Source organism: Paenibacillus sp. FSL R10-2778, assembly GCF_038593035.1.
Lineage (GTDB): Bacteria > Bacillota > Bacilli > Paenibacillales > Paenibacillaceae > Paenibacillus_AQ > Paenibacillus_AQ odorifer.
The window spans coordinates 411,290-433,712 of sequence record NZ_CP151956.1 but is presented as its reverse complement, the minus strand read 5'-3'; the positions used below and the strand labels follow the sequence as shown (position 1 = coordinate 433,712).

Genomic DNA, 22,423 nt, shown 5'->3' with positions numbered 1-22,423 from the left:
ACCATTATGTTTGGGGAGGAAACGGCCTGTGTCAGAAATCTTAGTACCCGATCTGGGAGAATCCATATCCGAAGGAACCATCTACAAATGGCTGGTTAAAGAAGGCGACACGGTAGGTCAAGGCGATGTGCTTGCTGAGCTGGAAACGGATAAAGTCAATCTGGAAATTAGTGCAGAGGTGGAGGGTGTCATCTCCACCATCCTGCGTCAAGCGGGCGAGAACGTAGCCGTTGGCGAAGCCATCGGTATCATTGGAGCCGCAAGCGGCAGTACGCCACGGGCCGCTGAAAGCGAAGCCGAAGCGCCTAAAGCGGCTCCGGCAGGCGGCAACGCAGTTGCAGCCGCCGCGCCTGTAGCTGCGCCCGAAGTGCCTGCAGCAGGTGGCGACAGCCATGCTGCCTTGGCATCGCCGGGCGCACGCAAGCTGGCACGGGAGCGCGGCATCGACCTCGGCGAGGTTAGCGCCCGTGATCCTATCGGCCGGATTGGTCAGGCCGATGTGTCCGGTCATGGTGCAGCAGCGCCGCAGGCCGCTGCACCGGTAGCTCCGGCGCCGCAAGGCAAGCCGGAACCAGCGAAGCCGGCAGCGGGCAAAGCCACGCCGGACGAGGGCAAAAACGTGGAGCGCAAGCGCATGTCACGCAGACGGCTCACGATTGCCAGCCGCTTGGTCGAAGCGCAGCAGACCGCGGCCATGCTTACCACCTTCAACGAGGTGGACATGACAGCGATCCTCGACATCCGCAAGCGCCGCAAGGATGCATTTAAAGAAAAACATGAAGTTGGACTAGGCTTCATGTCCTTCTTCACCAAAGCCGTGATCGGTGCGCTTAAAACCTATCCACTGCTGAACGCCGAAATCGACGGTGAAGATCTGGTCGTTAAGAAATTCTACGACATCGGTATTGCTGTTGCAGCGAAAGAAGGACTTGTAGTTCCCGTAGTCCGTGATGCGGATCGGCTCAGCTTCCCGGAAATCGAGCGCCAGATTGGCGAGCTCGCTTCCAAAGCACGTGCCAATACGCTCAGCCTCTCCGAGCTGCAAGGCGGAACATTCACCATCACCAACGGTGGCGTATTCGGCTCCTTGTTATCGACACCGATTCTGAATACACCACAGGTGGGTATTCTAGGGATGCATAAGATCCAACTGCGTCCGATCGCGCTGGACGAAGAAAGAACCGTAAACCGTCCAATGATGTACATCGCCCTTTCCTATGATCACCGGATCGTTGACGGCTCTGAAGCGGTAAGCTTCCTGGTCAAAGTGAAGGAATTGCTGGAAGATCCGGAAGCACTACTGCTAGAAGGCTAACGCTCTTCGAATTTTCGAAGATATAAGAATATTAAGAAGGTATCCCTACAGCTCTCGCTTTGGGGATACCTTTTTTTATATCTGGATCCAATTTCAGCCTTCCCTGCATACGATTTAACTGTATTTTATACACTTATTTATTTCTGATCCGCTCATAGCCTCTTCTCTAATTGCATTCTCTACAACTAAAATCCGTAAAAACGTCTATTTCCACTAATTTAACCAGTAATAGCTGCATCAAATACAACTAAAGGGCCTATATACAGCTATTGGTGAACTTTAATTGCACATAATACAACTAACTTAGCGCATGCACATGCACCTACTAACATCAAACATCAAACATCAAACTACACACTACTAACTTCAAACTTCTAACTTCAAACTTCAAACTTCAAAACTCTACTTCAATAGCTCCTCAGCCAGCTGTAAAAATTGCTCCTGGGTCAAAATCTTATCTCCATAGCTGGTGAGTGTATAATACGCATCCTGCTTCTCGTTATACCAGTTCAGATAATCATAGCAGACTTCTTCCCTTACCACCTTGTTATAGATAACTTCTGTCCCTGCAACTGTGAGCTTATTAGCTTGATTCTCAGGCGTTTGTTCCACGAAAACCTTGCCGCCATGCATGAGCGTTGCTGAGATCCCTATAAAAGCATTGTTCTTCGAATATGTTACACTTAGCCCCCCTGGCTCGGACCACGGTATAGCCTTCATAAACAAATTGCGGGTCCCCTTGTCCTTATTTGCCTGAGCGGTAAGATCATTTAATGTTTCCTTATACAGAGAACCTGGCTTAGCTGTATCCGTAGTCGGAGAATTAGGATGGATTACACCATATTTAAAAGCGTACCCCGCTGCCGTTTCGGGAAGCATTGGCGCCCCTGTTCTTTTGATTTCTTTTAAAAAATCAGAATACGCATCTATCCGCTGCTCTTTATACTTAAACTGCAATTCTGTCGCCAAGCCTGCTGCACCTGCTTTATTTTTCACAAGATAAGCGATCAATTCACCCGGTTTAGCGAACTCTTCTGCTTGCTGCGCATATTTATCATAAGAAGCCCTTTCTGCAGATTCAGTCGGCGCAACATGTTGGACCTTCACTACTCCTTCACTATTGCGGATTTGGATATATTCAGACGCAGCATACGCAGTCACAGAAATCAGCAGAAACAGCGTTAACATACTGGCCACTGCCGTTGTTTTATTCATCACCCTCAGCGAGAACGATCGCTTTCGACCTGTTATGCCAGTAATACGCCCCATGACCTTATCTTCTACATCTACCTCATCCAAAAGTTCATTGCCCGCCGAGGCATAAATTATATCTTGGTATTCATTGCTGATTTTGTTTCTTTCCATGTGATCTCCTCCTCTGACTTCATAGCTTCCTGAACCTTTAGCTTGATCCGATTCATTCTTTTAGTTAGCGCATTGGGACTGACCCCTAGAATCTCACTTATCTCTGCATAAGTTTGTTCTTCAAACACCCGCAGAATAAGCATGTTTCTCTCCTCAAGCGACAATCCCGCTAAAGCCGCAGACAATGAAGGACTATACAACCGAGCATCCAGCTCCTGTTCAGGACTTGCAGACAGTACTTCCGGACGAAAAATACGCATGACTTGCTTATGCAGACGACGCCTGCGCAGCAGATTTAAGCAATGATGATATGCGATACGATAGAGCCATGCCGAGAAATGCATTTGCGATTTGTATTGCCGGATAGATTGATAACCCTTTACCAAAATATCCTGAACCGCGTCCTCCGCATCCTGCTTGTTTTCTAACAAACGATAGCAATATCGATAGATCGGCTTTTGGAATGACCTGACAATTAAAGCATACTGCTCGGAATCTCCCTTTTGAATCCTAACGATTAGCTCTTCCAACTCTGTCGAGTCTAGCGAATCCTGTGGCGATGTAAGCACCTCCTTAACCCTTATATCTCTATAACACTTGACCACCGAAAAAAGTGCCTATGTAAACCAAACTAAAGGAAATTTTATAAAAGCTGACAGTCACGGCTTCGGAGAATGTTTGAATCACTGACGGCTGGTGTCCCCGGATTTCTTACTTATACCATTATGCACGGTTAAAATCTGGTGAGTCTATGCTTAGCAGATGCATAACAAAACCTCCCATTAGACCTGATAACTCCAGGTTTGCTTCTAATGGAAGGTTTTTTAATAAGGCTTATTATTCTAAGACTGAGGTGTAACGTCAACGTCTGCTAAATTGTAAATTGTTGCAAAGGTTACTCTCTTATCATGGAAGGAGATAGAGTGATCGTAATCGTCTTATCGAACGGGGTCATAAAATTGACCAACACCGCCTTGCAGTTATCCTGTAGCTTCGCCTCACGCACCGTAGCCGCCAGATGGCCAAGCTCGCCCCCTGTCAGTTCAATCCAGTCCTCTTCACAACTATAGCGGAGGTTACCGCCGTTCCAGAGATAATGGTCCTCTCCGACAGCCTGCAATTCACCCGATGTGAAACATCCTTCCCGTCCAAAAATAAAAGACAGCTGTGTCATAACCTCTGTAGGTTCCTCAGCATGCAACCGGAGGGTCCACCCTCTGTCCGTGCGTTGAACCTCCGTCTCCACACGGAATGTCTGTTCATGCGTAAGTGCGCGGCTCTGATGCGGTAGCAGATACCAAGGGCTTACTGGCTCCCCAGATGTTGGTGGAAGCAGTTCACCTTCTACAGGACCGTAATAACCCTTCTTTTGTTCTCCTGACAGGTGGTATCCGTCAGGTAGTTTGATCATTTTCTGCATCGGGATATAGCCCGGATTAAAGTAAGAAGCCAGTTGCACTGCAAGCAGCCTGACGGCACCGTGACGGAGTGCAAAAAAAGACGGCGTCTCCGTGATTAAGGTCACGCTAGTGTTCCCGTCCCTGTAGCGCACAACCGGTGCTCCGAAATCAGTATGCAGCCGGCTGTGGTAAATTCGCCCTTGATGGCCGGACTTCTCCATATCCTGCAGATAGCCGTGTCGCGGAAAATCGCCGTTCAGTATTTTCTCATATTTTACAGGCAGAGCTGCCGAATCTTCAAAAGGTTGCTGAAGCTCCGGCTCCAGCAGCATACGTACAAGTACGTTAACAGAGCAGACCCCCGGATTTTCCAGTGCTCTGCCTGCCCATTCGGCCATCCCCGCAAACAATGGCTCCTTATCGGAACGGGCCAGAATAGCGTACGGTAAATAATATGGAGACAGGTCGTGAAAGCTCCCCAGATCCTGGCGTCCAGAATAATCGGTCACAACTTCGCCCTTAGGATGCACCAAATAGACCATCATGTGTAAATTCAGACGAACTGGCTCCAGCAACTGCGGCCGATCCAGCAGACGAGCGGCATGAATCAGCATGATGTCGCTGACCGCACTATAAATACCGTTACTGCGCTCCGTCCATTCTCCATCAGGTGTAATATCCATCCCTTCAGCCAACCACTGATCCGCCCGTTGGACAGCCTCCTCCAGTCCGAACAGTTCATGCAGAAACCCCAGTGCTGCACACAATACCCAACGGTGATTCGGCGTGTGACAGCCCCCTGTAAGCATGACGGGAATAGTTCGCTTAAGAAACAAGAGCATATTATCAAGCACCTGTTGCAGTGGCGCCCAATCCTGCGACGCCAACAGTTGGTATAGCTGAGCATAGCCGACGATGACAAAGGCTGTATCCGGGGGAGAATGATAGTTCGTCCAGCCCGGAGAGATCGAGCCATCCTCATGTTGTGAACGCAGCACGAACTCCGTCGCCAGCAGCAGGCGGGCCAGCAGCAGCTCATCACGGTAGAATGCGGAATCCGGGTTAACCAGAGCCGCTCCCCAATAACACATATCGGTTGGTGTGCCGGTCGTATGATTAACCCAGGCAACGCCAGTACCCGGATCTATTGTCCCTCCATAATAGCGGCTCGTCGGATCAAGCACCTGCCGGGATAATCCCTCCACTGCCGCTCTATCATTACTGGCTACCAGTTGCTTGTACATTATACTTCCCTCCATGTTAACAATCTGCTCAATGTCTGGGTGGTAACATGAGCTGAAGCCGCGCCAGCTCTCGTCGGATACGTTCAGGAATTTCCGTGAACAGTTGATTCCAAGAAACGAACAATTCCTCCCGGTCCGCATATTCCCAGCACGAATAGGACAGGGAAGGCGTGAACCGGCAGGTTTTCAGATAACGGTGGACAAGACGGTCAGTTTCTCCATCGGACGCCAGAATGCCGTGAAAAAAGTCGCCATAAATCAGACCCTCCGCACCTGCTCCATCCTGTGTACTGGATGCGAATCCCGGTAACAGCTCAAAGACTTCAGGGAACGGGGCAAGAGCATGCTTGCCGGGTTGGACATAGAGGTCCACCCGTGTCCCGCTTAGATTGCTGCCCCCGCGCAGCAGCGCTTTAAGGAATTTCCCGTGAAAGCTCGCTTCGGCATCCACCACTTCCCCGTCTCTACCGATGTAAACCCACACATGCTCCAGATCATATAAATGCTGAATATCATAATCGTAATAAATCGCGTATTCCACAACGGCCAGCACATCCGGACGGTTCACAGCTAGACGGCGCCGGAAGGAAGGAGACTCTTCCTCCTGCCGCATCACCGTTATACCGAGACGTACCGGAAAAAATGGCTCGTTCTGATCGAATAATAAGCGCGGAGCATACTTCATAGCTAACCTACGGTCTTCATCGTTCAACATCAGACCTGTCCTCTACGCGCCAACTTGGCCATAAGCAGCTGATGACTTTCATCAATTTCTTCCGGCTGGCAAGCTGCCTTCAACTCATACACCTTGACCCGCGCCCGTTCAATCATCGGCAGATAAGCATCATAGAATTTCATATTCCCGCTGTTTACATAAGGGCACCAGTGATCAGACAGACCGATAGTCTCATGAATGTGAACACCTACAATATCATCCATCAGACCTTCCATTTCCCCCACACTGTCGTACAAACCCAAACGGTCCATCATAATGGCATGCCCGGTGTCATACCATATGCCCACAGGCGCTCCTTTTAGCGCCTTAATAATCATTTTGGCTTCCGCAAGCGTCGGAATCTGCTGCGGTTTGGAACGTGTTTCGATACCAAAGCGTACGTTTATCCCCTCAGAAACTGCCCGGTTACATACTTCATCTAGGCTTTCAATAATTTTCTGCACATAGCCGGCGCTATAGGCTTCCCGCCGCTCCATCAGTTCCGCCCATTTGCTGCGATAAGCGTTAGAATCTCTACCCTCTCCGTTATAAATCTGCTCCAGCTCTTTGCTGATATCATTTGGAAAGGGTACCTCACCGGGATGCACAACAACAGCTTCTCCTCCGTAACGCTGAGCATACTTAGCCGAGCCAATCAGCAGCTCAATCGCCCGCTGCCGCTTCTCCTCATCCTCAAAACCCAGCAGCACGGAATCTGTGCCATAATCGGAGTCCTGCACATGCGGGAAGGTGTTGTGGACACTGGAGATCCCCACCTCCCCCCGCTCAAGCATCGGCTCGATCGTTTCCAGCATTTCCTTAGTCACATTATAGTTCAGCTCCACTCGCTGAAAGCCCAGATCGCGGATTTCCCGCAGCATTTCACTGCCGATGGAATGACGCTTAATATTCCAGCAAGTTGAGAACGAAAACATGCCTTTGTCCTCCATAATTATTTTCTCCTCCCTTGTTACAGCTTACGGTTCAACCTTTTACGGCACCAAGCATTACACCGCTGACAAAATATTTCTGCAGCCATGGATATACGGCAAGGATCGGTACTGTTGCAAAGATAACGGTGGCCGCTTTTAGGCTCTCTGGTGTCAGTGGGGTCCGGTTGGCACCTTCCATTTGTGTCAGTTCGGATACCATGTTGTTCTGCACCATCTGGAACAGCTTGAGCTGGAGCGGATACAAATCCGGATTATTGATATACATCAAAGAATCCTGAAAGCCGTTCCACCTTCCCACTGCGTAGAAAAGCGCCAATGTGGCCATAACCGGCATGGATAGCGGCAATATAATACTCATCAGGGTACGAAGATGGGAACTGCCATCGATTTCGGCCGATTCCTCCAGGCTGGCAGGAATGTTATTGAAAAAGGAGATCAGGATAATCAGGTTAAAGGGGCTGACCAGACCTGGCAGGATAAGCGACCAGACCGAATTAATCAAATGCAAATCACGGATCAACAAATATTCAGGAATAATACCGCCGCTGAAAAACATAGTGATAACGATCAGATACATAAAAAATTTACGGCCCTTCAATTTTCTTTTGGTCAGCGGATAAGCTGCTGCCACAGTGAAAAGCATACACAGCACCGTTGTGGCAAACGTCAGAATAACCGTAAAGACAAGAGAGCGGATCATCGCATTATTGGAAAAAACATTAATGTATGCATTCCAGTTCAATTCAATGGGGAAAATCGTTACTTCTCCAGAAGTAATTGCCCGGTTGGAACTAAGCGACACGGCAATCACATGCAAAAACGGAGCCAAGCAGAACAAAACGAACAAGGCAACAAACGTTATATTGACGATATCGAATATCCGGTTTGAGGTACGTTCACTCATAGCACTCCGCCTCCTTCTTTCTTTATCATAAAATACCGTCTCCGGTCACTTTTTTCGAAATATAGTTGGAGCCAAAAATAAACACCAGTCCCACCACGGCCTGGAACAATCCGACTACAGTAGCCAACGTATATTGTCCGGATTCTAGACCCACCCGGTACACAAAGGTACTGAGCACATCAGAATACTCACGCACAGCAGTGTTACCGATAATGTAAGGGCGGTCAAAGCCGATGCTGACCATCTTTCCCAGATTGAGGATAAGCAGCGTCACGATGGTTGGTTTTATGCTAGGAAGCGTAATGTAGCGGATTTTCTTCAGCCTTGTCGCTCCATCCACTTCAGCAGCTTCAAACAGCTCTCGGTTGACACCGGTTAACGCCGCCAGATAAAGGATAGTCCCCCAACCGGCACTTTGCCAGACGCCTGTGAATAAATAAGTGATCAGCCACGGATTTTTTTCAGTCAGAAACGGGATGGGAGTAAGGCCTAAGCTCTCCAGCACACCGTTCACCATACCGGACTGGTTGCCGAACAATTGATATACGATCCCCCCGATGATCACCCAGGAAATAAAGTGGGGGATATACAAAATTGTCTGCGATATTTTTTTGAACCACACCGAACGAATTTCGAACAGCATAATCGCCAGGATAATCGGAGCCGGAAAAGAGACAAGTAAATCCAGAAAATTCAGCATAAAGGTATTGCGCAAGGTGGTGTAGAACTCTCTCATTCCAAAAACCTCGCGGAACGCATCAAAGCCAATCCACTCGCTGCCTCCAATCCCCTGAAACAAATTGAAATCCTTAAAAGCAATCTGCACACCATACATCGGACCATAGCGGAAGATCAGGAAATAAATAATAGGCAGCGAAAGCAGCGCGTACAATTGCCAATACCGTCTAAAGTATGTCGCTTTGCTCAAGTCGTTTTCCTCCTAAGGAGAAAAACCGGGTGGAGCGCAGCACCATCTCCCCCCGGTTTTCACTATATATTTGTTTATTGAGCCGAAAGTTCCTTAAACGACTTCTCCAGTTCCTCTTTCAGCTTGGTTCCGCCCAAAGTCATGTAATCTTTCATTTCCTGCTCGTAAACCGCTTCAAACTGCTCTGGTTTGGCCATTGCCGTCTTTACAATAATTACGTTGAGCTTATCTTTGAGCGTTGTGCCATATTGCGATTCCGCTTCTATCGGCTTGCCGAAGACGAGCGGCCCCACCGTGTCAGCGTTGGCGATAGCGATAGATTGAGTCAGCATCTCCCGGTTACGTTCCGGAAAGCCCAGCGCCCATGCTTTTTCATTAGTGGCCTGATCACCGATGTTTTTGCCGTTGGAGATAATGGCCATGTCGCCAGCATTAAATAGACGATCGGCGAACTCCTGGGAAACATCTGTTTTGGCCACTGGAATACCGTCTACCAGGTCGTAGTTTTCACCTTCAACGCCATTTTGGATATCAATCAGATTATTATCCGAAGCCATCCAATCGAGATACTTAACGGCTTCCACGGCGCGTTTACTACTCTTCGGAATCATGATGTACATGCCGTTGGAGGCATACCGGGATTTAATGTGCTTGTTATCAACGTTGGCGTTGGTTAAGACGTCTACCGGCAGCACCTTGCTTCCCTCTACATTTTTGTAGAGATTATCCAGGGTACCATCGGCATAGAACAAGACATCCACATCCTCCGACCAGTAGCCTACATTGCCGTTCTGGATATCCTTGGCCAACTGTGTTTTATCCTCGTCCAGACTGAAGTCCTTACTGATCATCCCTTCATTGTAGAGCTTATTAAGAAATTGCAGGGCATCCTTAAAGCCCTCATGCAGCGGCAGCTCATAACGTTGGCTGTAGGTCAGATCGCCGCTGATCGGCTTCATGAAAGAGAAAATCAACGTCTCGAATTGGGCTGGTGCCAGTGCCATGCCCATCGGGATGTTTTTGCTGCCGAGATTGCCCGGATCCTTTTCTTTAAACGCTTTCAAAGTAGTGTACAGCTCATCGGTCGTCGTTGGCACAGGCAGTCCTAATTTATCTAACCAATCCTGACGGATGTAGGAGCTATAACGGCCTGTGATCGCCCGTTTACCAGGGATCGCATACTGCTGACCTTCAAGCTGGCCGAACGCCAGCGTATCCTCGCCAATAAACTTTTTCAGATTCGGGCCATATTCATCGAGAATTTCTCCGACATCAGTCAAGCCACCTTGCTGGGCATACCGATAAAACACACTGGAATCATACGTAAATACGATATCGGGCACATCCGTATTGCTCGCCATCAAAACATTCAGCTTGGTAACTTCCTCAGAACGCTGGATAGGTACAAATTCTACATCAATGTTATTCGGATCTCCGAACTTTTCCTGCACTAGTTTAGTTAAGTAGTTATTGGTAATGGTATGAGGGGCTGGGCTGTTGCCGCGGTCAAACACTTCCACCTTTAATGTAACGCGCTTGGCACTTTCGCCGGCTGGGGCACCCTCGGATGCTGTGTTGTTTTTAGAATCATTGGAACAGCCTGCTAGCAGAGAAACGCCCATTATTGCGGTTAATCCGATCCCGATTGCTTTCTTCAGAACTCCTTGATGTACGTTCACTGTCATTTTTCCATCCCCTTCGCCCTTGCAGGCTTTAATGGTGTATTTATGATCCCCTAGCCTTAACTCTATCCATCCCCAGCGGAATCCATATCACGTGATGCTTTTTACTGCCGTGCTACTGGGTCGCTTGTTGTTCTGGATGCCCACAGTATTTCATGAATTTCGGCAGTCTGACAATAAACCTCTTTCGGATGCTCATATCCCAGCAAAATCGGACTTCCGGTTTATCCATACAACCATTTTCGTAGAATAAACCGCTTTCAAAAGTGTGAAAATAAAGACCGCATCGGTGTTCGCGCCCTCATCATAGAGGTTGGCGTGCACAGATGCGGTTATAAAAACTATTGTTCACGTGCTATTGGATTAATAAAGTCGGCAGCTATAGTCTGGAGGTCCCGCGCCCGCGCTTTAAAGAACGGTAGTCACCCGGCGTGATTCCTAATACTCGTTTGAATACCCTGCCGAATGTAATTGCATTCGCATACCCCACCTGAAGTGCGATATCCTGCAGCGAACATTCCGTTTCCACTAAAAGCTTTTCGGCTTCCTTCATGCGTAGCTCTGTAAGAAAATCAACAAATTTCATTTTAAATTCTGTTTTAAATAGATAGCTGGCATATTTGCCGGATACCTGAAACCGGTCGCTCAAATGCTTTAGGGAAAGATCGGGATTTGTAAAATTCTCTTCAATATAATTCTTCATCTCGGTTACCATCGCCCGGTAGCTTTTAGTTTCACTGACAGAAACATAAGTGCGGAATAAATCAGTCAAATACTCAAACAAAATCTCCTTCATTTCATCTATGGATTCTGCCTCTTCCAGCCGCTTCAGCTGCTTCTCCGCATTTTCTGCTGACAGCTCATCCTGCAGCTGCTCAGACATGACAGCCACTTCCCGGCTCAGCATCTGTAGCATGGCCTGAATTAGAGAGCGAATATCATCATCTTGTAAATAATCCTGTTTAAAACCATCAAAAACACCTTCCAGCAGTTCCCGCCATTGGCCGCTCGACATCCGGAACTGCTTAACAAACTCGGCAATCATTTGTAGATACTTGAATGTCTCAAGAAGCGGCTGGCGCGTTTCTCCAAATTCCGTTAAAGCAATGTCTTCGTGCATTAAAAGCTTGTGCTGCATCACATTCTCCGCTGCCGCATAGGAATCCCGGATCTCCCCTGGCCCAGCCGCCACTGGCCCGATAGCGAAGCTTAAGGAGAGGCGCAAGTTCTGCTCCACCCAGGTGTGGCAGTCCTCAGCGAATACACGGATTTTCTCTGCCATCTCTTCATCACTTCCTGTGGTCAGGAAGAGAATTGCCGCCCGGTCAGTCCCTATCCACTCCGCCCAAGCTTGCAATTCCGCACTCCGCGCCAATTCTTGAAAGACATTCATCAGGGCAAATTTAAGCGTGTTCTGATCTCCCCTTGTATACCGATCTTGAAAAACCTTGTCGTAGCGGTTGATTTCGCTTAGCACAACCATAAAGCGGGTTGTGGAATGAGCTCCGGAGAGCGGCGACAGCTCTTCCATCCGCTGGACGACATTGTCCAACCGCTCACTTTGCAAGAGATCGTTGAAAAGCTTGCTGCGCTGTAACAGCAAATTCTCTCTGCTTTTCTTATCATAATCCGTCATATGGTTGATTAGATCTTCCAGCACCCCGTCAATGAGCATCATTTCGTCCGGTCTGTCGCTGGATTGGTCCAGCTTGCGAATTTGATGACCTTCAATCCGGTTCATAATCACCTGAATTGGCTTATAGTTCCGCCGCGTAACATAGATCAGGTAAAAAATCGCGCACACAACCGTACCTAAGGCAATAGCTACCCAAAGGTAAGAAATCACTGACACCCAGCTGAATAGACTGCCCGTTTTGATCCCGCTGGTAAACGTCCAGCCAAGCCTTTCCATATATAAAGTGTTCAACTGCTTCCCATTCTTGGCACCTTCACTGTCCGAATGCGCCTGATAGACCACCTGTCCATCTGCACCAAATATGGTCAGAAAGGACAACTGTTCATTGACCATACCGTCAACGATCTGTTCCATTCCGCTCATTTTGAGATTAATTACGAGCACTCCCTCCGAGCCGAAGGGCAGCGGCATACCTTTATTTATGGTAAGCACACGTATAGACGTACGCTGAAATTCATCTTTGTATTCCCTAACAGGCTGCCAGCCTTCCGATAAAGAGCCGGAGGTGATGCGGCCAATCCAATCCTCGTCTACAAATCCTGAAAGGTCCTTTAATCCAGTTTCTGTTAAAACGCTTTCATTTCTCTTGTCATAAAGATAGATGGACTGAATATAGGGCGATTCACGCGTCAGGTTGCGTAGATTCTGGGCAACAGCGTAGACGGTCGCCATATCAATCTGGCCATGATTGTTAAAATAACGTTTATAAGCATCGCTGCGTTCAGCAGCCTCCAGCACTGACAGTTCAGCTTCCTTGATCGTTCGGTCCACATTATCCATAAGATAACTGGCGGTGATACGGTCCGCTTTTTTAGTTTCCATTCGTGAAATATCATTAATAAATACAAAAGAGGCAAAAATCAGTATCGTCACAGTAAGCAAAAAAATAGGAAAGTAGGACAGCAGCAATCGGCGATACCAGGAACGGAACAATAGATAACCCCCTCTGTACAACCGTTAGGATACCCGGCCACGGTTCAGCCGTTAATGCACGAGTAGTTCATAGATATTTGGCTGCACCATCATGGAAATGGAAACTCTTCCGCCTAATTTGCTGCCATTATAACACATACAACATGAACCCGACCAACGAAGCCATTCGTATTTTACACCTGCTCATTAAAAAGGCGAGGTGCGCACAGCCATAGCCGTGAACCCCCGCATATAAATCTGTCCGAGCAGCCGCCAAGCACCTAGTGGTAGTCCTCCTCGGCCTATAAACCACTCAGATCTCTGATATAACGGCGCGCCTTGATCGCATATTCCAGCGGATCGGCAAGTGCCGGATCCTGCTCCGCTTCCACTACAAACCATCCCGTATAAGAGTAACTTGCCAATTCGCTGAAAATCTCCGCAAAGGATATACATCCATCGCCAGGTACGGTGAATGCGCCCGCTTTTACAGCCTGGAGAAAACTGAGCTGATCCCGCAGCACACGCTGAACAACCTCCGGACGTATATCCTTTAAATGGACATGTTTAATCCGAGGTAAGTGGATGCGCAACACCTCTAAGGGATTCTCACCGGCAAAAGCTAGATGACCGGTATCGAACAGCAGAGACACCTCTTCCGGTTCCGTGAGCTCCATTAACTTAGCAATTTCGGCCCCAGTCTGCACCCCTGTCCCCATATGATGATGGTATACAAGCGCCATACCTTTTTCAGCAGCCAGCCGGCCAAGCCCACCCAGTCCATCGGCAAGTGCGGCCCACTCCGCTTCTGTGAATACAGGTTTATTAGCAAATAGCGGCGTATCCATTTGTCCCTGAATACTCCGCCCTTGCTCTGAGACGACAATCACCTTCGCACCCATCTCATATAAAAAATCACGATGCGCGCAAAAAGCCTCCACTGTCTCCTCATATGGCCGCACAGTTAGATATGCGCTGAACCAAGCGCTGGCAATCTCAAGTCCACGAAGCTCCAGTGCCCGGTGCAGCCGTTCCGGAGAGCGTGGATACTTGTTGCCCACCTCGCTTCCCTGAAACCCGGCAAGCGCCATTTCGCTAATGCACTGTTCAAAGGTATTGTCTTTTCCCAGTTCAGGCATATCATCATTAGTCCAAGCGATAGGAGCAATCGCCAGCTTGACCGCATGTTCTTTGAACATCATCGATTCTACCCCTTCCGTTTCACAGTATTACTAATACTAATAACTGCGGGCCTTTCCAAGCTGTTCAAGCTTCTGCTCGTGGGCAGCCCGAACGGCTTCACTGCCGGATACTTCTGGAACACCAACATTCCACCATGCTCCGTAACCATGTGTCATTGTCTTGGGCAGCACCTTAATGTCAATTAGGGTGGAACGATCCTGCAGCTGAGCCTCCCTCAAAGCGTCACGCAGCTGCTCAACCGTTGACGCACGAAAGGTCTTCACTCCATATCCCGCGGCACTTGCTGCATAATCTATGCCTATCAGTTCGCCGCTCAGCTGACCTTCCGGGCCCCGGTAGCGGAATTCAGTCGCCATGCTATCCAGTCCTTGCTCCATCTGCAGGTTGTTGATGCAGCCGAACCCCATGTTATCCAGCAGAATGACGTTGATCTTCTTGTTCTCCTGAAGGCTCGTCACTAGTTCCGAATGCAGCATTTGATAGCTGCCATCGCCCACCAATGCATATACCTCCCGGTCCGGCTCCGCCAATTTCACACCGAGTGCACCGGAGATTTCATACCCCATACACGAAAAGCCATATTCCATATGGTAAGTATCCGGCACAGTGGAATTCCACATCCGCTGCATGTCGCCCGGTAAGCTGCCTGCGGCTCCTATCACAATGGCGTCTTTCGGAAGATATTCATTGAGGATCCCTAGTACCTGTGTTTGCGCCAGCGAAGTGTTCAACTTCGCCGCATATTCAGATAGCTTCTCATCAAGATGTCCGGCAACTTCCGGCACGAAGGAAACTGAAGAACGATCTGGACGATCTGCCTCCTGATTCACCGTATACTCCACGTCAGATAGACGCTTTCTTTCCACTTCCCATGCCTTTTTTGCCACTACAATTTCATCTGTATAAGCGGTGCGGTAACCGCGCTTCTCCAACGTAGCAGACAGCGCCCTAAGACCTTCGGCAGCATCACAGACCACAGCCAGCGCATCCAGCTTGGAGGCATGGTAAAGGGAAGCGTTAATTGTCAGGAACTCCACCTCGGGATGGGCGAACAAACTCTTCGAACCTGTCGTGAAGTCCGTAAACCGGGTACCCACACCGATCACCAGATCCGCTTCTGTGGCCAGCGCATTGGCACAGCCATTCCCGGTAACTCCTATGCCACCGAGATTGTAGGCACAGTCGCTTGCCACGGCGCTTTTTCCAGCTTGCGTCTCACCGAATGGGATGGCGAATTTCTCCGCAAACGCACGTAATTCCATTCCTGCATCCGCATACCGGACTCCACCCCCACAGACCAGCAGAGGTCGCTGTTTGCTGGCAATAAGATCAGCTGCCGCAGCAAGCTCATCCGGATGCGGAGTACGGGAAACGATCCGGTGGATGCGCTTGCGGAAGAACTCAAGTGGGTAGTCCCAGGCCTCCCCTTGCACATCCTGCGGCAGCGCAATCGTAACTGCCCCGGTATCTGCCTGATCAGTCAGCACACGCATCGCGTTCAGCAATGCCGTCATCAGCTGCTCTGGCCGATAAATCCGGTCCCAATATTTGCTCACCGCTTTGAAGGCATCGTTGACCGTTATCGACAGATTGTAGGTGTGCTCCATTTGCTGAAGTACCGGATCCGGTTGACGGGTGGCAAAGGTATCGCCGGGGAGCAGCAGCACGGGAATCTGATTCGCCGTCGCAGTGGCAGCGGCTGTCAGCATATTAGCTGAACCCGGTCCTACCGAAGCGGTGCAGGCCATGATTCGCCGTCTGCGGCTCTGCTTGGCAAAGGCAGTCGCCGCATGCACCATTCCTTGCTCATTCCTCCCCTGATAGACCGTCATCTCACCCGGCGCTTCCTGAAGTGCCTGCCCCAGTCCAAGTACATTGCCATGGCCGAAAACGGTGAATATACCGTGTACAAAACGCTCCGGTCCATTGCCAAAGTCCACATATTGCTGGTTCAGAAATTTCACCAGCGCCTGCGCCGTCGTTAATCTAATCGTATCCACGTGAAACCTCCCTTTCGCCGTTTTTGTTACTGCCAGCGGGCAGTGACGACTTTTTTGCGTGTATAAAATTCAACCCCGTCGCTTCCATTCGCATGCAGATCGCCATAGAAGGAATCCTTCCAGCCGGAGAAAGGGAAAAAGGCCATCGGGGCTGGCACTCCGACATTGACACCCAACATGCCTGACTCGATATTTTCCCGGAAATAGCGCACTTTCCCGCCGTCATTCGTAAAAATACAAGCCCCGTTGGCAAAACGAGAGGTATTGGCAATTTCAATCGCCTCTTCTACATCCTTGACACGGATCACTGCCAGGACAGGCGCGAAAATTTCCTCCTGCCAGATTTTCATTTCCCGGGTCACTCCATCAAACAACGTTGGGCCGATAAAATAACCCTGTCCCTGCACCGCAGCATCCGCCCGGCCGTCTCTTAGCAACTTAGCACCCTCGGCCATGCCTTGTTCAATATAAGCGACCGTTTTGTCTTTATGACTTTGGCGGATAACCGGCCCAAGAAACGTGTCGTCGTCCAAACCATCGCCGATGTTCATCTGCTCACATTCACGCAGGAGGATGGAGATCAGCTCATCAGCAACCTCTTCCTGCACCGTTACCACGGAGCAAGCCATACAGCGCTCTCCCGCCGAGCCGAAGGCTGCGTTGACAATCTGTGTTGCTGAAGCCTCAAGGTTCGCGTCTGCCAACACAATAGAATGATTTTTCGCCCCTGCCAACGCCTGAACCCGCTTCAAACACGCCGTTCCCTTCTTGTAGACATATTCGGCCACTGGCTGTGAGCCAACGAAGGAAATCGCCTTCACATCAGGATGCTCCAGCAGGCCGTTTACCACCTCATGCGCACCGTTAACCAGATTGAGCACACCTTTCGGAAGCCCGGCTTCCTCTAACAATTCGACCAAACGTGCTGCCAGCAGCGGTGTGCGTTCGGAGGGCTTCAGCACAAAGGTATTCCCACAGGCGATGGCCAACGGGAACATCCAGCAAGGCACCATCATTGGAAAATTAAACGGTGTGATCCCGCCTACTACACCGATGGGATAGCGATACATCCCAGACTCGATGCCTGTCGCGATGTCGGGCAACTGCCGGCCCATCATCAGCGTCGGCGCACCTGCCGCAAATTCCACACACTCAATGCCGCGCTGCACCTCTCCGTAGGCCTCTTTGAAGCTTTTTCCATTCTCCAGCGTGATCGTCTTCGCCAGTTCATCCCAATGGTCCACCAGCAGCTGCTGATATTTGAACAAGATCCGCGCTCTGCGCGGCACCGGTGTCTTGGACCAGCCTGCAAAAGCCGCCTTTGCCGCCGCCACCGCCCGATCAACATCGACTCTGCTGGACAGCGGAACCCTTGCCATCTCCTCTCCAGACGCTGGATTGTATACCGTTTCTGAGTGCTCCGTAGCCGCCTCTACCCACTGCCCGTCAATATAGTTGTTCAGCACTTGCACGGTTTGCTGTGCCATTCTACTCACTCCTTCATCTCTATTAATGCGATCCCGCGAATCTAATCTAATCTAATCTAATCTAATCTAATCTTGCATAGCTATTCGATCTGGGGTTGTTTGAGTTGTGTCCTCTCCAACCTCTGCCTACTTACTCTGCACCTGAAGTGATTTCCTCGTTAGACAATAAAAACGCTTCCAATTCGTCCGAGGTTGGCATGGCATCCGAACAGCTGTGGCGGGAGATGACAATGGATGCCGACGCGCTGCCGCGGCGCATGGCCTCACCGACGCTTTCTCCCCGCATTAGACTGTGAATGAAGGCTGAGGCGTAAGAATCTCCGGCTCCAAATGTCTTCAATACTTTAGCGGGAAAAATACCGCTCCGATGCTTCTGCCCATCCGCCGTGTAGGAGATTGAACCACTCCCGCCATGCTTGATAACGACCAGCTTTGCTTGGTGCGAGAACCAGCGGTTAACTGTTGCTTCGTCATCTGCATCTGTCACATTGTACAGGCTCTCCATCATATTAAATTCCTCACGGGTACCGATGATACAATCGCATTTCTCAGCTGCTAGATTATAATAGACCGCTGTTTCTGCGGCTGACTTCCAAGTATAGGGGCGATAATCCAGATCAAAAAATACAGTGACATTGTGCTTGCGGGCGAACTCCAAAGCGACAAACACAGCCTCACGGGACGGACTTTGTGCCAGTGCAGTACCTGAGATCAGCAGTGCCTTGGACTTCCGAATATACTCTTCCGAGATCTCCTCCGTACTCAGCAGCAAATCAGCCACATGATCCCGGTACATCAGAATGCTGCACTCCTGAGGACTCTTTATTTCAGTAAAAGCAAGCCCAGTCACTGCACCGGTCTGGTCAACACTCACCTGGCTATCGTCAATGCCATTCCTTTGCAGATAAGTTCGGATAAAACGGCCCATCTGATCATCGGATATCTTACCGATAAAGCCAGTGCGCATCCCTAGCCGTGCTGCTCCAATTACGATATTGGCGGGAGAGCCGCCGACATATTTGGTAAACGTCAGTGTCTCTTCCATTGGTCTTCCGGTTTCATTAGCGTTTAAGTCAATACAGAGCCGACCGACAGCGATTAAATCCAGCGGTCGTGCAGGATCGAACTGTAAACCGTTCATTATGAGGCCTCCTTGAGAAAACTTCAGTAAAATGGATTAATGAGATACAACAATCATCGGGGAATGGGTTAAGCGCTTAACCTAATTTCCATTAGTATAGTTTAGAAATTGGAGTTTGGCAATCCTGAACTTATGTACCAGAAAAAAACAAAGAAAAGACCTGTACCTCGCCGCTAAGCGAGGTACAGGTCTTCAGATAGGAGTCGGCGTTCTTACTCCGTTTGTAGAGTTTGTGTCTTCCTAATTCGGTGCCGGTCCGGTGGAATGGCGGACTATCAGTTCCGGCATCAGCATGATCTTGCGCTTAGGACTATCGGGATTGTCGATAGATTGGTTCAGCAGAATCATCGCCTGTTCCGTCATCTCACGCAGAGGCTGAGCAATGCTGGTCAAGGTGGGATGGCAAATTTCAGCCAGCATTGTATTGTCAAAACCCACTACGGACAGATCACGGGGAATTGACAAGCCTGCGCTGCGCGCCTCCTTCAATATCCCAATCGCGAGCAGATCATTGCAGGCGAATATGGCGGTCGGCCGGTCTTCCTGCGCCTGAGCCAGCATCGCGGCAGCCGCTTTGCGGCCGTTCTCCAGTGTGGCTGAGGTATGCGTGAGATTAGCCGGATTGTCAAAGCCAACACCCGCTGCCTTGAGCGCATCCATAAAGCCTTCCACGCGCAGCTTACTCCCCGGTAAATTGTCAGAGATAATGCCGAGCCTGCGATGGCCCAAGGACAACAGATATTCTGTCGCCTGATAGCCTCCCTTATAGTCATCCACCGTGACGCTGTTGCTCTCCATCCTCCGGATATCAGCCGAAAATAACACAAGCGGTACGTGATCAGCCAGCAGGCGGCGGACCATATCCGGATTCCCTGTATGAGAAGCAATGATTATACCGTCCACCCGTTTACGCAGGAGCAGTGAGATATACCGGGCCGCCTTCTCATCATCCCGGTCAGTACTGCATACAATCAAGTCGCTTCCCTGCTCCTGAGCATAATCCTCAATACCTCGGGCCGCCTCAGCAAAAAAAGGGTTGGAAATATCGGGAATCATCAGCCCGATCGTTCCCGTTCGGCGACTCGTCAGCGCAGAGGCCACCAGACTCGGCTGGTAATTCAGCTCCTCCATGATCCGATGAACCTTCTCCCGTGTCTTATCGCTAATTCTCCCATTCTTGTTCAACACCTTGGACACCGTAGCGATGGAGACTCCCGCTTCCCGTGCCACATCATATATCGTAGGTTTCATCGTTAGTGAGCCCGCCTTTACGTTCGTACAATCCTATACCTAGATTATAAGGAACTCTTCTGACAGTGTCTATTCAGCGGTGCAAGAGACTCTGTTACTGTGGCGAGCATTTGGTCAATACATCGACACAAAGAAGGAGCCTCCGCCTTGCGGAAGCCCCCTTTTCGTGCGTGCTGCTACACTATTTCTTCTTATCCTTCTGGTGTTGCTGCATCTCGAACAGCCATTCATGTTCCGGATCATTATGAAAAACCCATGTGCGGACCGGACCTGCCATCACATTGAGATAATAAGAATCATAACCCGGCGGTGCCGATACAGGATGATAGCCCTCCGGAACCAATACAATACTGCGGTCAGACACGGCCATCGTCTCATCAAGGCTGCGATCGTCATTATACACCCGCTGCACTACAAAACCATGAGCCGGGTTAACCCGGTGGTAGTATGTCTCTTCCAGGTAAGACTCAGCAGGTAGATTGTCACAGTCATGCTTGTGCGGAGGATAGCTGGACCAATTGCCGCCACCCGTACGTACTTCCACGACCAGCAGGCTCTCGGCTTCACTCTGCTCAGGCAAAATGTTGACCACTCGCCGTGACATACTGCCAGAACCGCGTGCTTCGGCCACAGTATCGCACGGAGCGATCAAACGCGGCGCATATTTACCCGTTCCTGGTGCAAGGCAAACCGCAAGTTCCAGCTCCGTCAAGGCCGTAACTTCATAATGCCCTCCCGCCGGAATATACACCGCATACGGCGGCAAATCCTCAAATACAGACATACGTTCACCGATCCCGGCGAACAACTGGGCGCCTGCTCTCACATCCGCCTTGCCCGCCAGCAGCACCAGACAGATTTCATTCCCTTCCGCGCTGCGGCTCAGCGTATCCCCAACCTGCAGCTGGTACACTTCAAAACCTACATACTCCCATCCAGCGCTCTCCTTGCTAACTGCCGCTACAAGTCCATCTTTGCCGGGTGCTCCGGCTTTTATGATTAGATTGGACATCTTCACAGACCTCACCCATCTTCCTTCAGCATCTGCATCCGCTTACAAAGCTTGTGTCGCCGATATTCCCTCTCCGGCACAAGAAGACAACTTGACCGGAAGCCCGGTAAGATAGGATTCCTTAGCGGCTTCGGCAATCCGTTCCGCCTGTCGCCCGTCAAGCCCGCTGCAAATGATAGGCTCCTGCAGGCGGATTGCCCGGGCAAATGCGGCAACCTCTTCCACGAAAGCCTGGTTATACCGCTCGAGAAAGAAATGAAGCGGTTGATCGCGTGTGACCGAAGCAGCGGTTGAAACTTCTACAGTTGTTGGACGGCAGTTATCGGCGGTGGCTGAGCCGCAGGAACCGAACACCTCCACGCGTTGATCATAACCATATACAGCCTTACGGCTGTTATCAATGACGCAGATTGCGCCACTGGCAAAGGTCAGCGTGATGACAGCTGTATCCACATCATCGCAGCGCCCAAACATCGGATCAACGAGATTGGCACCTCGGGTATAAACTTCTGTTACTTCCTCACCCATCAGATAACGGGCCATATCAAAATCGTGAATCGTCATATCCATAAACATCCCGCCGGAAGACCGCACATAAGCCTCACCCGGAGGCTGCGGATCACGTGATGTGATCTTCACAATATGTGGACTGCCTAGCTCTCCTGATTGAACCAGTTGCTTAAGTTTGCGGAAGCTAGGGTCCATTCGCCGGTTGAAGCCGACCTGTAGCAATACACCCTCATCCTCCACTATCTTCAGTGCCTGGTGGGTAAACTCTGACGACAGGCTGATCGGCTTTTCACAGAAAATATGTTTTCCAGCCCGGGCCGCTAGCTCAATCCAAGAGGCGTGGGTATCCGTAGGTGTGCAGATAAACACAGCCTCAATCTCAGGGTCATTCAGAATGTCTTGCCCATTCACAAATGCAGAGCCAAGATTCCGGCTCTCTGCCCAGACCAGCAATTCCTCACTTACCACAGCCTCCGCAATGGATTTCAACTTAAACGACGGCATCACACGCAGATTATCTGCATGAAGCCGGCCAATTCTGCCTGCCCCAATAATGCCAACTACGATCGGATTTACCATGTTTGCTTATCCTCCTTCAAGGTAAGCGCTTAACCATTCCGAAAATAGTATACTCCAAGCACAAGTGAAGTTACAAGCAAATATTTCTCCAGCTTTTTTAACTCTCTCCTTAGCTATCTACTCCTC

At 49.9% G+C, this 22,423-nt stretch carries 17 protein-coding genes; 1 reads left to right on the top strand and 16 read right to left on the bottom strand.

Annotated elements, in window-relative coordinates; genetic code table 11:
- Positions 1–28 precede the first annotated feature (28 nt).
- Positions 29–1,315 carry a 2-oxoglutarate dehydrogenase complex dihydrolipoyllysine-residue succinyltransferase gene (gene odhB, locus NST40_RS01920; protein WP_076219722.1) on the top strand — a complete coding sequence of 429 codons (1,287 nt, stop codon included), beginning with the start codon at positions 29–31 and terminating at the stop codon, positions 1,313–1,315.
- Between the two features lie 402 nt (positions 1,316–1,717).
- Here the strand turns inward: odhB and NST40_RS01915 are convergent, their stop codons facing one another.
- From NST40_RS01915 to iolG, 16 genes are all read right to left on the bottom strand, one after another.
- Positions 1,718–2,680: a hypothetical protein gene (locus NST40_RS01915; protein ID WP_342410365.1), complete on the bottom strand. Its 963-nt coding sequence runs from the start codon at positions 2,678–2,680 to the stop codon at positions 1,718–1,720.
- Entirely contained in the window at positions 2,641–3,249 is a 609-nt protein-coding gene (locus NST40_RS01910; RefSeq protein ID WP_076192703.1) for an RNA polymerase sigma factor, read from the bottom strand. The genes NST40_RS01915 and NST40_RS01910 overlap by 40 nt, the downstream gene beginning before the upstream one ends.
- 326 nt (positions 3,250–3,575) lie before the next feature.
- Complete coding sequence (locus tag NST40_RS01905; protein WP_341000972.1) at positions 3,576–5,324, bottom strand: hypothetical protein; 1,749 nt, start codon at positions 5,322–5,324, stop codon at positions 3,576–3,578.
- Positions 5,325–5,352: 28 nt separating this feature from the next.
- Positions 5,353–6,039, bottom strand: coding sequence for a hypothetical protein (locus tag NST40_RS01900; RefSeq protein WP_339246037.1), 687 nt, complete (start codon positions 6,037–6,039; stop codon positions 5,353–5,355).
- A complete protein-coding gene (locus tag NST40_RS01895; RefSeq protein WP_076275977.1) occupies positions 6,039–6,989 on the bottom strand; it encodes a TIM barrel protein in 951 nt (316 codons plus the stop codon). The genes NST40_RS01900 and NST40_RS01895 overlap by 1 nt, the downstream gene beginning before the upstream one ends.
- 34 nt (positions 6,990–7,023) lie before the next feature.
- Positions 7,024–7,896 carry a carbohydrate ABC transporter permease gene (locus tag NST40_RS01890; RefSeq protein ID WP_038568356.1) on the bottom strand — a complete coding sequence of 291 codons (873 nt, stop codon included), beginning with the start codon at positions 7,894–7,896 and terminating at the stop codon, positions 7,024–7,026.
- Positions 7,897–7,921: 25 nt separating this feature from the next.
- Positions 7,922–8,824, bottom strand: coding sequence for an ABC transporter permease subunit (locus tag NST40_RS01885; RefSeq protein ID WP_038568353.1), 903 nt, complete (start codon positions 8,822–8,824; stop codon positions 7,922–7,924).
- A gap of 74 nt (positions 8,825–8,898) precedes the next feature.
- The gene (locus NST40_RS01880; RefSeq protein WP_076124659.1) at positions 8,899–10,509 is read right to left on the bottom strand and encodes an extracellular solute-binding protein; all 1,611 of its coding nucleotides are present in this window, start codon (positions 10,507–10,509) and stop codon (positions 8,899–8,901) included.
- 376 nt (positions 10,510–10,885) lie between these two features.
- The gene (locus tag NST40_RS01875; RefSeq protein ID WP_339246033.1) at positions 10,886–13,135 is read right to left on the bottom strand and encodes a helix-turn-helix domain-containing protein; all 2,250 of its coding nucleotides are present in this window, start codon (positions 13,133–13,135) and stop codon (positions 10,886–10,888) included.
- A 281-nt stretch (positions 13,136–13,416) separates the two neighbouring features.
- Positions 13,417–14,313 (bottom strand): myo-inosose-2 dehydratase, encoded by an 897-nt coding sequence (gene iolE / locus NST40_RS01870; RefSeq protein ID WP_076185696.1) that lies wholly within the window; start codon positions 14,311–14,313, stop codon positions 13,417–13,419.
- Between the two features lie 39 nt (positions 14,314–14,352).
- A complete protein-coding gene (gene iolD, locus NST40_RS01865) occupies positions 14,353–16,317 on the bottom strand; it encodes a 3D-(3,5/4)-trihydroxycyclohexane-1,2-dione acylhydrolase (decyclizing) (protein ID WP_339246031.1) in 1,965 nt (654 codons plus the stop codon).
- Between the two features lie 26 nt (positions 16,318–16,343).
- Positions 16,344–17,804 (bottom strand): CoA-acylating methylmalonate-semialdehyde dehydrogenase, encoded by a 1,461-nt coding sequence (locus NST40_RS01860; RefSeq protein ID WP_076185626.1) that lies wholly within the window; start codon positions 17,802–17,804, stop codon positions 16,344–16,346.
- 130 nt (positions 17,805–17,934) lie between these two features.
- A complete protein-coding gene (gene iolC / locus NST40_RS01855; protein ID WP_076219001.1) occupies positions 17,935–18,945 on the bottom strand; it encodes a 5-dehydro-2-deoxygluconokinase in 1,011 nt (336 codons plus the stop codon).
- Positions 18,946–19,185: 240 nt separating this feature from the next.
- A complete protein-coding gene (locus NST40_RS01850) occupies positions 19,186–20,196 on the bottom strand; it encodes a LacI family DNA-binding transcriptional regulator (RefSeq protein ID WP_076219002.1) in 1,011 nt (336 codons plus the stop codon).
- 181 nt (positions 20,197–20,377) lie between these two features.
- Positions 20,378–21,208 carry a 5-deoxy-glucuronate isomerase gene (gene iolB, locus NST40_RS01845; RefSeq protein WP_076219003.1) on the bottom strand — a complete coding sequence of 277 codons (831 nt, stop codon included), beginning with the start codon at positions 21,206–21,208 and terminating at the stop codon, positions 20,378–20,380.
- Between the two features lie 42 nt (positions 21,209–21,250).
- A complete protein-coding gene (gene iolG, locus NST40_RS01840; RefSeq protein ID WP_339246024.1) occupies positions 21,251–22,297 on the bottom strand; it encodes an inositol 2-dehydrogenase in 1,047 nt (348 codons plus the stop codon).
- Between the last annotated feature and the right edge of the window lie 126 nt (positions 22,298–22,423).

What these genes read in the sequence shown, in the direction of transcription:
- NST40_RS01915 (WP_342410365.1), bottom strand. Translation starts at nt 2,680, where the DNA reads ATGGAAAGAAACAAAATCAGCAATGAATACCAAGATATAATTTATGCC.
- NST40_RS01905 (WP_341000972.1), bottom strand. Translation starts at nt 5,324, where the DNA reads ATGTACAAGCAACTGGTAGCCAGTAATGATAGAGCGGCAGTGGAGGGA.
- NST40_RS01900 (WP_339246037.1), bottom strand. Translation starts at nt 6,039, where the DNA reads ATGTTGAACGATGAAGACCGTAGGTTAGCTATGAAGTATGCTCCGCGC.
- NST40_RS01895 (WP_076275977.1), bottom strand. Translation starts at nt 6,989, where the DNA reads ATGGAGGACAAAGGCATGTTTTCGTTCTCAACTTGCTGGAATATTAAG.
- NST40_RS01890 (WP_038568356.1), bottom strand. Translation starts at nt 7,896, where the DNA reads ATGAGTGAACGTACCTCAAACCGGATATTCGATATCGTCAATATAACG.
- NST40_RS01880 (WP_076124659.1), bottom strand. Translation starts at nt 10,509, where the DNA reads ATGACAGTGAACGTACATCAAGGAGTTCTGAAGAAAGCAATCGGGATC.
- iolE (WP_076185696.1), bottom strand. Translation starts at nt 14,313, where the DNA reads ATGTTCAAAGAACATGCGGTCAAGCTGGCGATTGCTCCTATCGCTTGG.
- NST40_RS01860 (WP_076185626.1), bottom strand. Translation starts at nt 17,804, where the DNA reads ATGGCACAGCAAACCGTGCAAGTGCTGAACAACTATATTGACGGGCAG.
- iolC (WP_076219001.1), bottom strand. Translation starts at nt 18,945, where the DNA reads ATGAACGGTTTACAGTTCGATCCTGCACGACCGCTGGATTTAATCGCT.
- NST40_RS01850 (WP_076219002.1), bottom strand. Translation starts at nt 20,196, where the DNA reads ATGAAACCTACGATATATGATGTGGCACGGGAAGCGGGAGTCTCCATC.
- iolB (WP_076219003.1), bottom strand. Translation starts at nt 21,208, where the DNA reads ATGTCCAATCTAATCATAAAAGCCGGAGCACCCGGCAAAGATGGACTT.
- iolG (WP_339246024.1), bottom strand. Translation starts at nt 22,297, where the DNA reads ATGGTAAATCCGATCGTAGTTGGCATTATTGGGGCAGGCAGAATTGGC.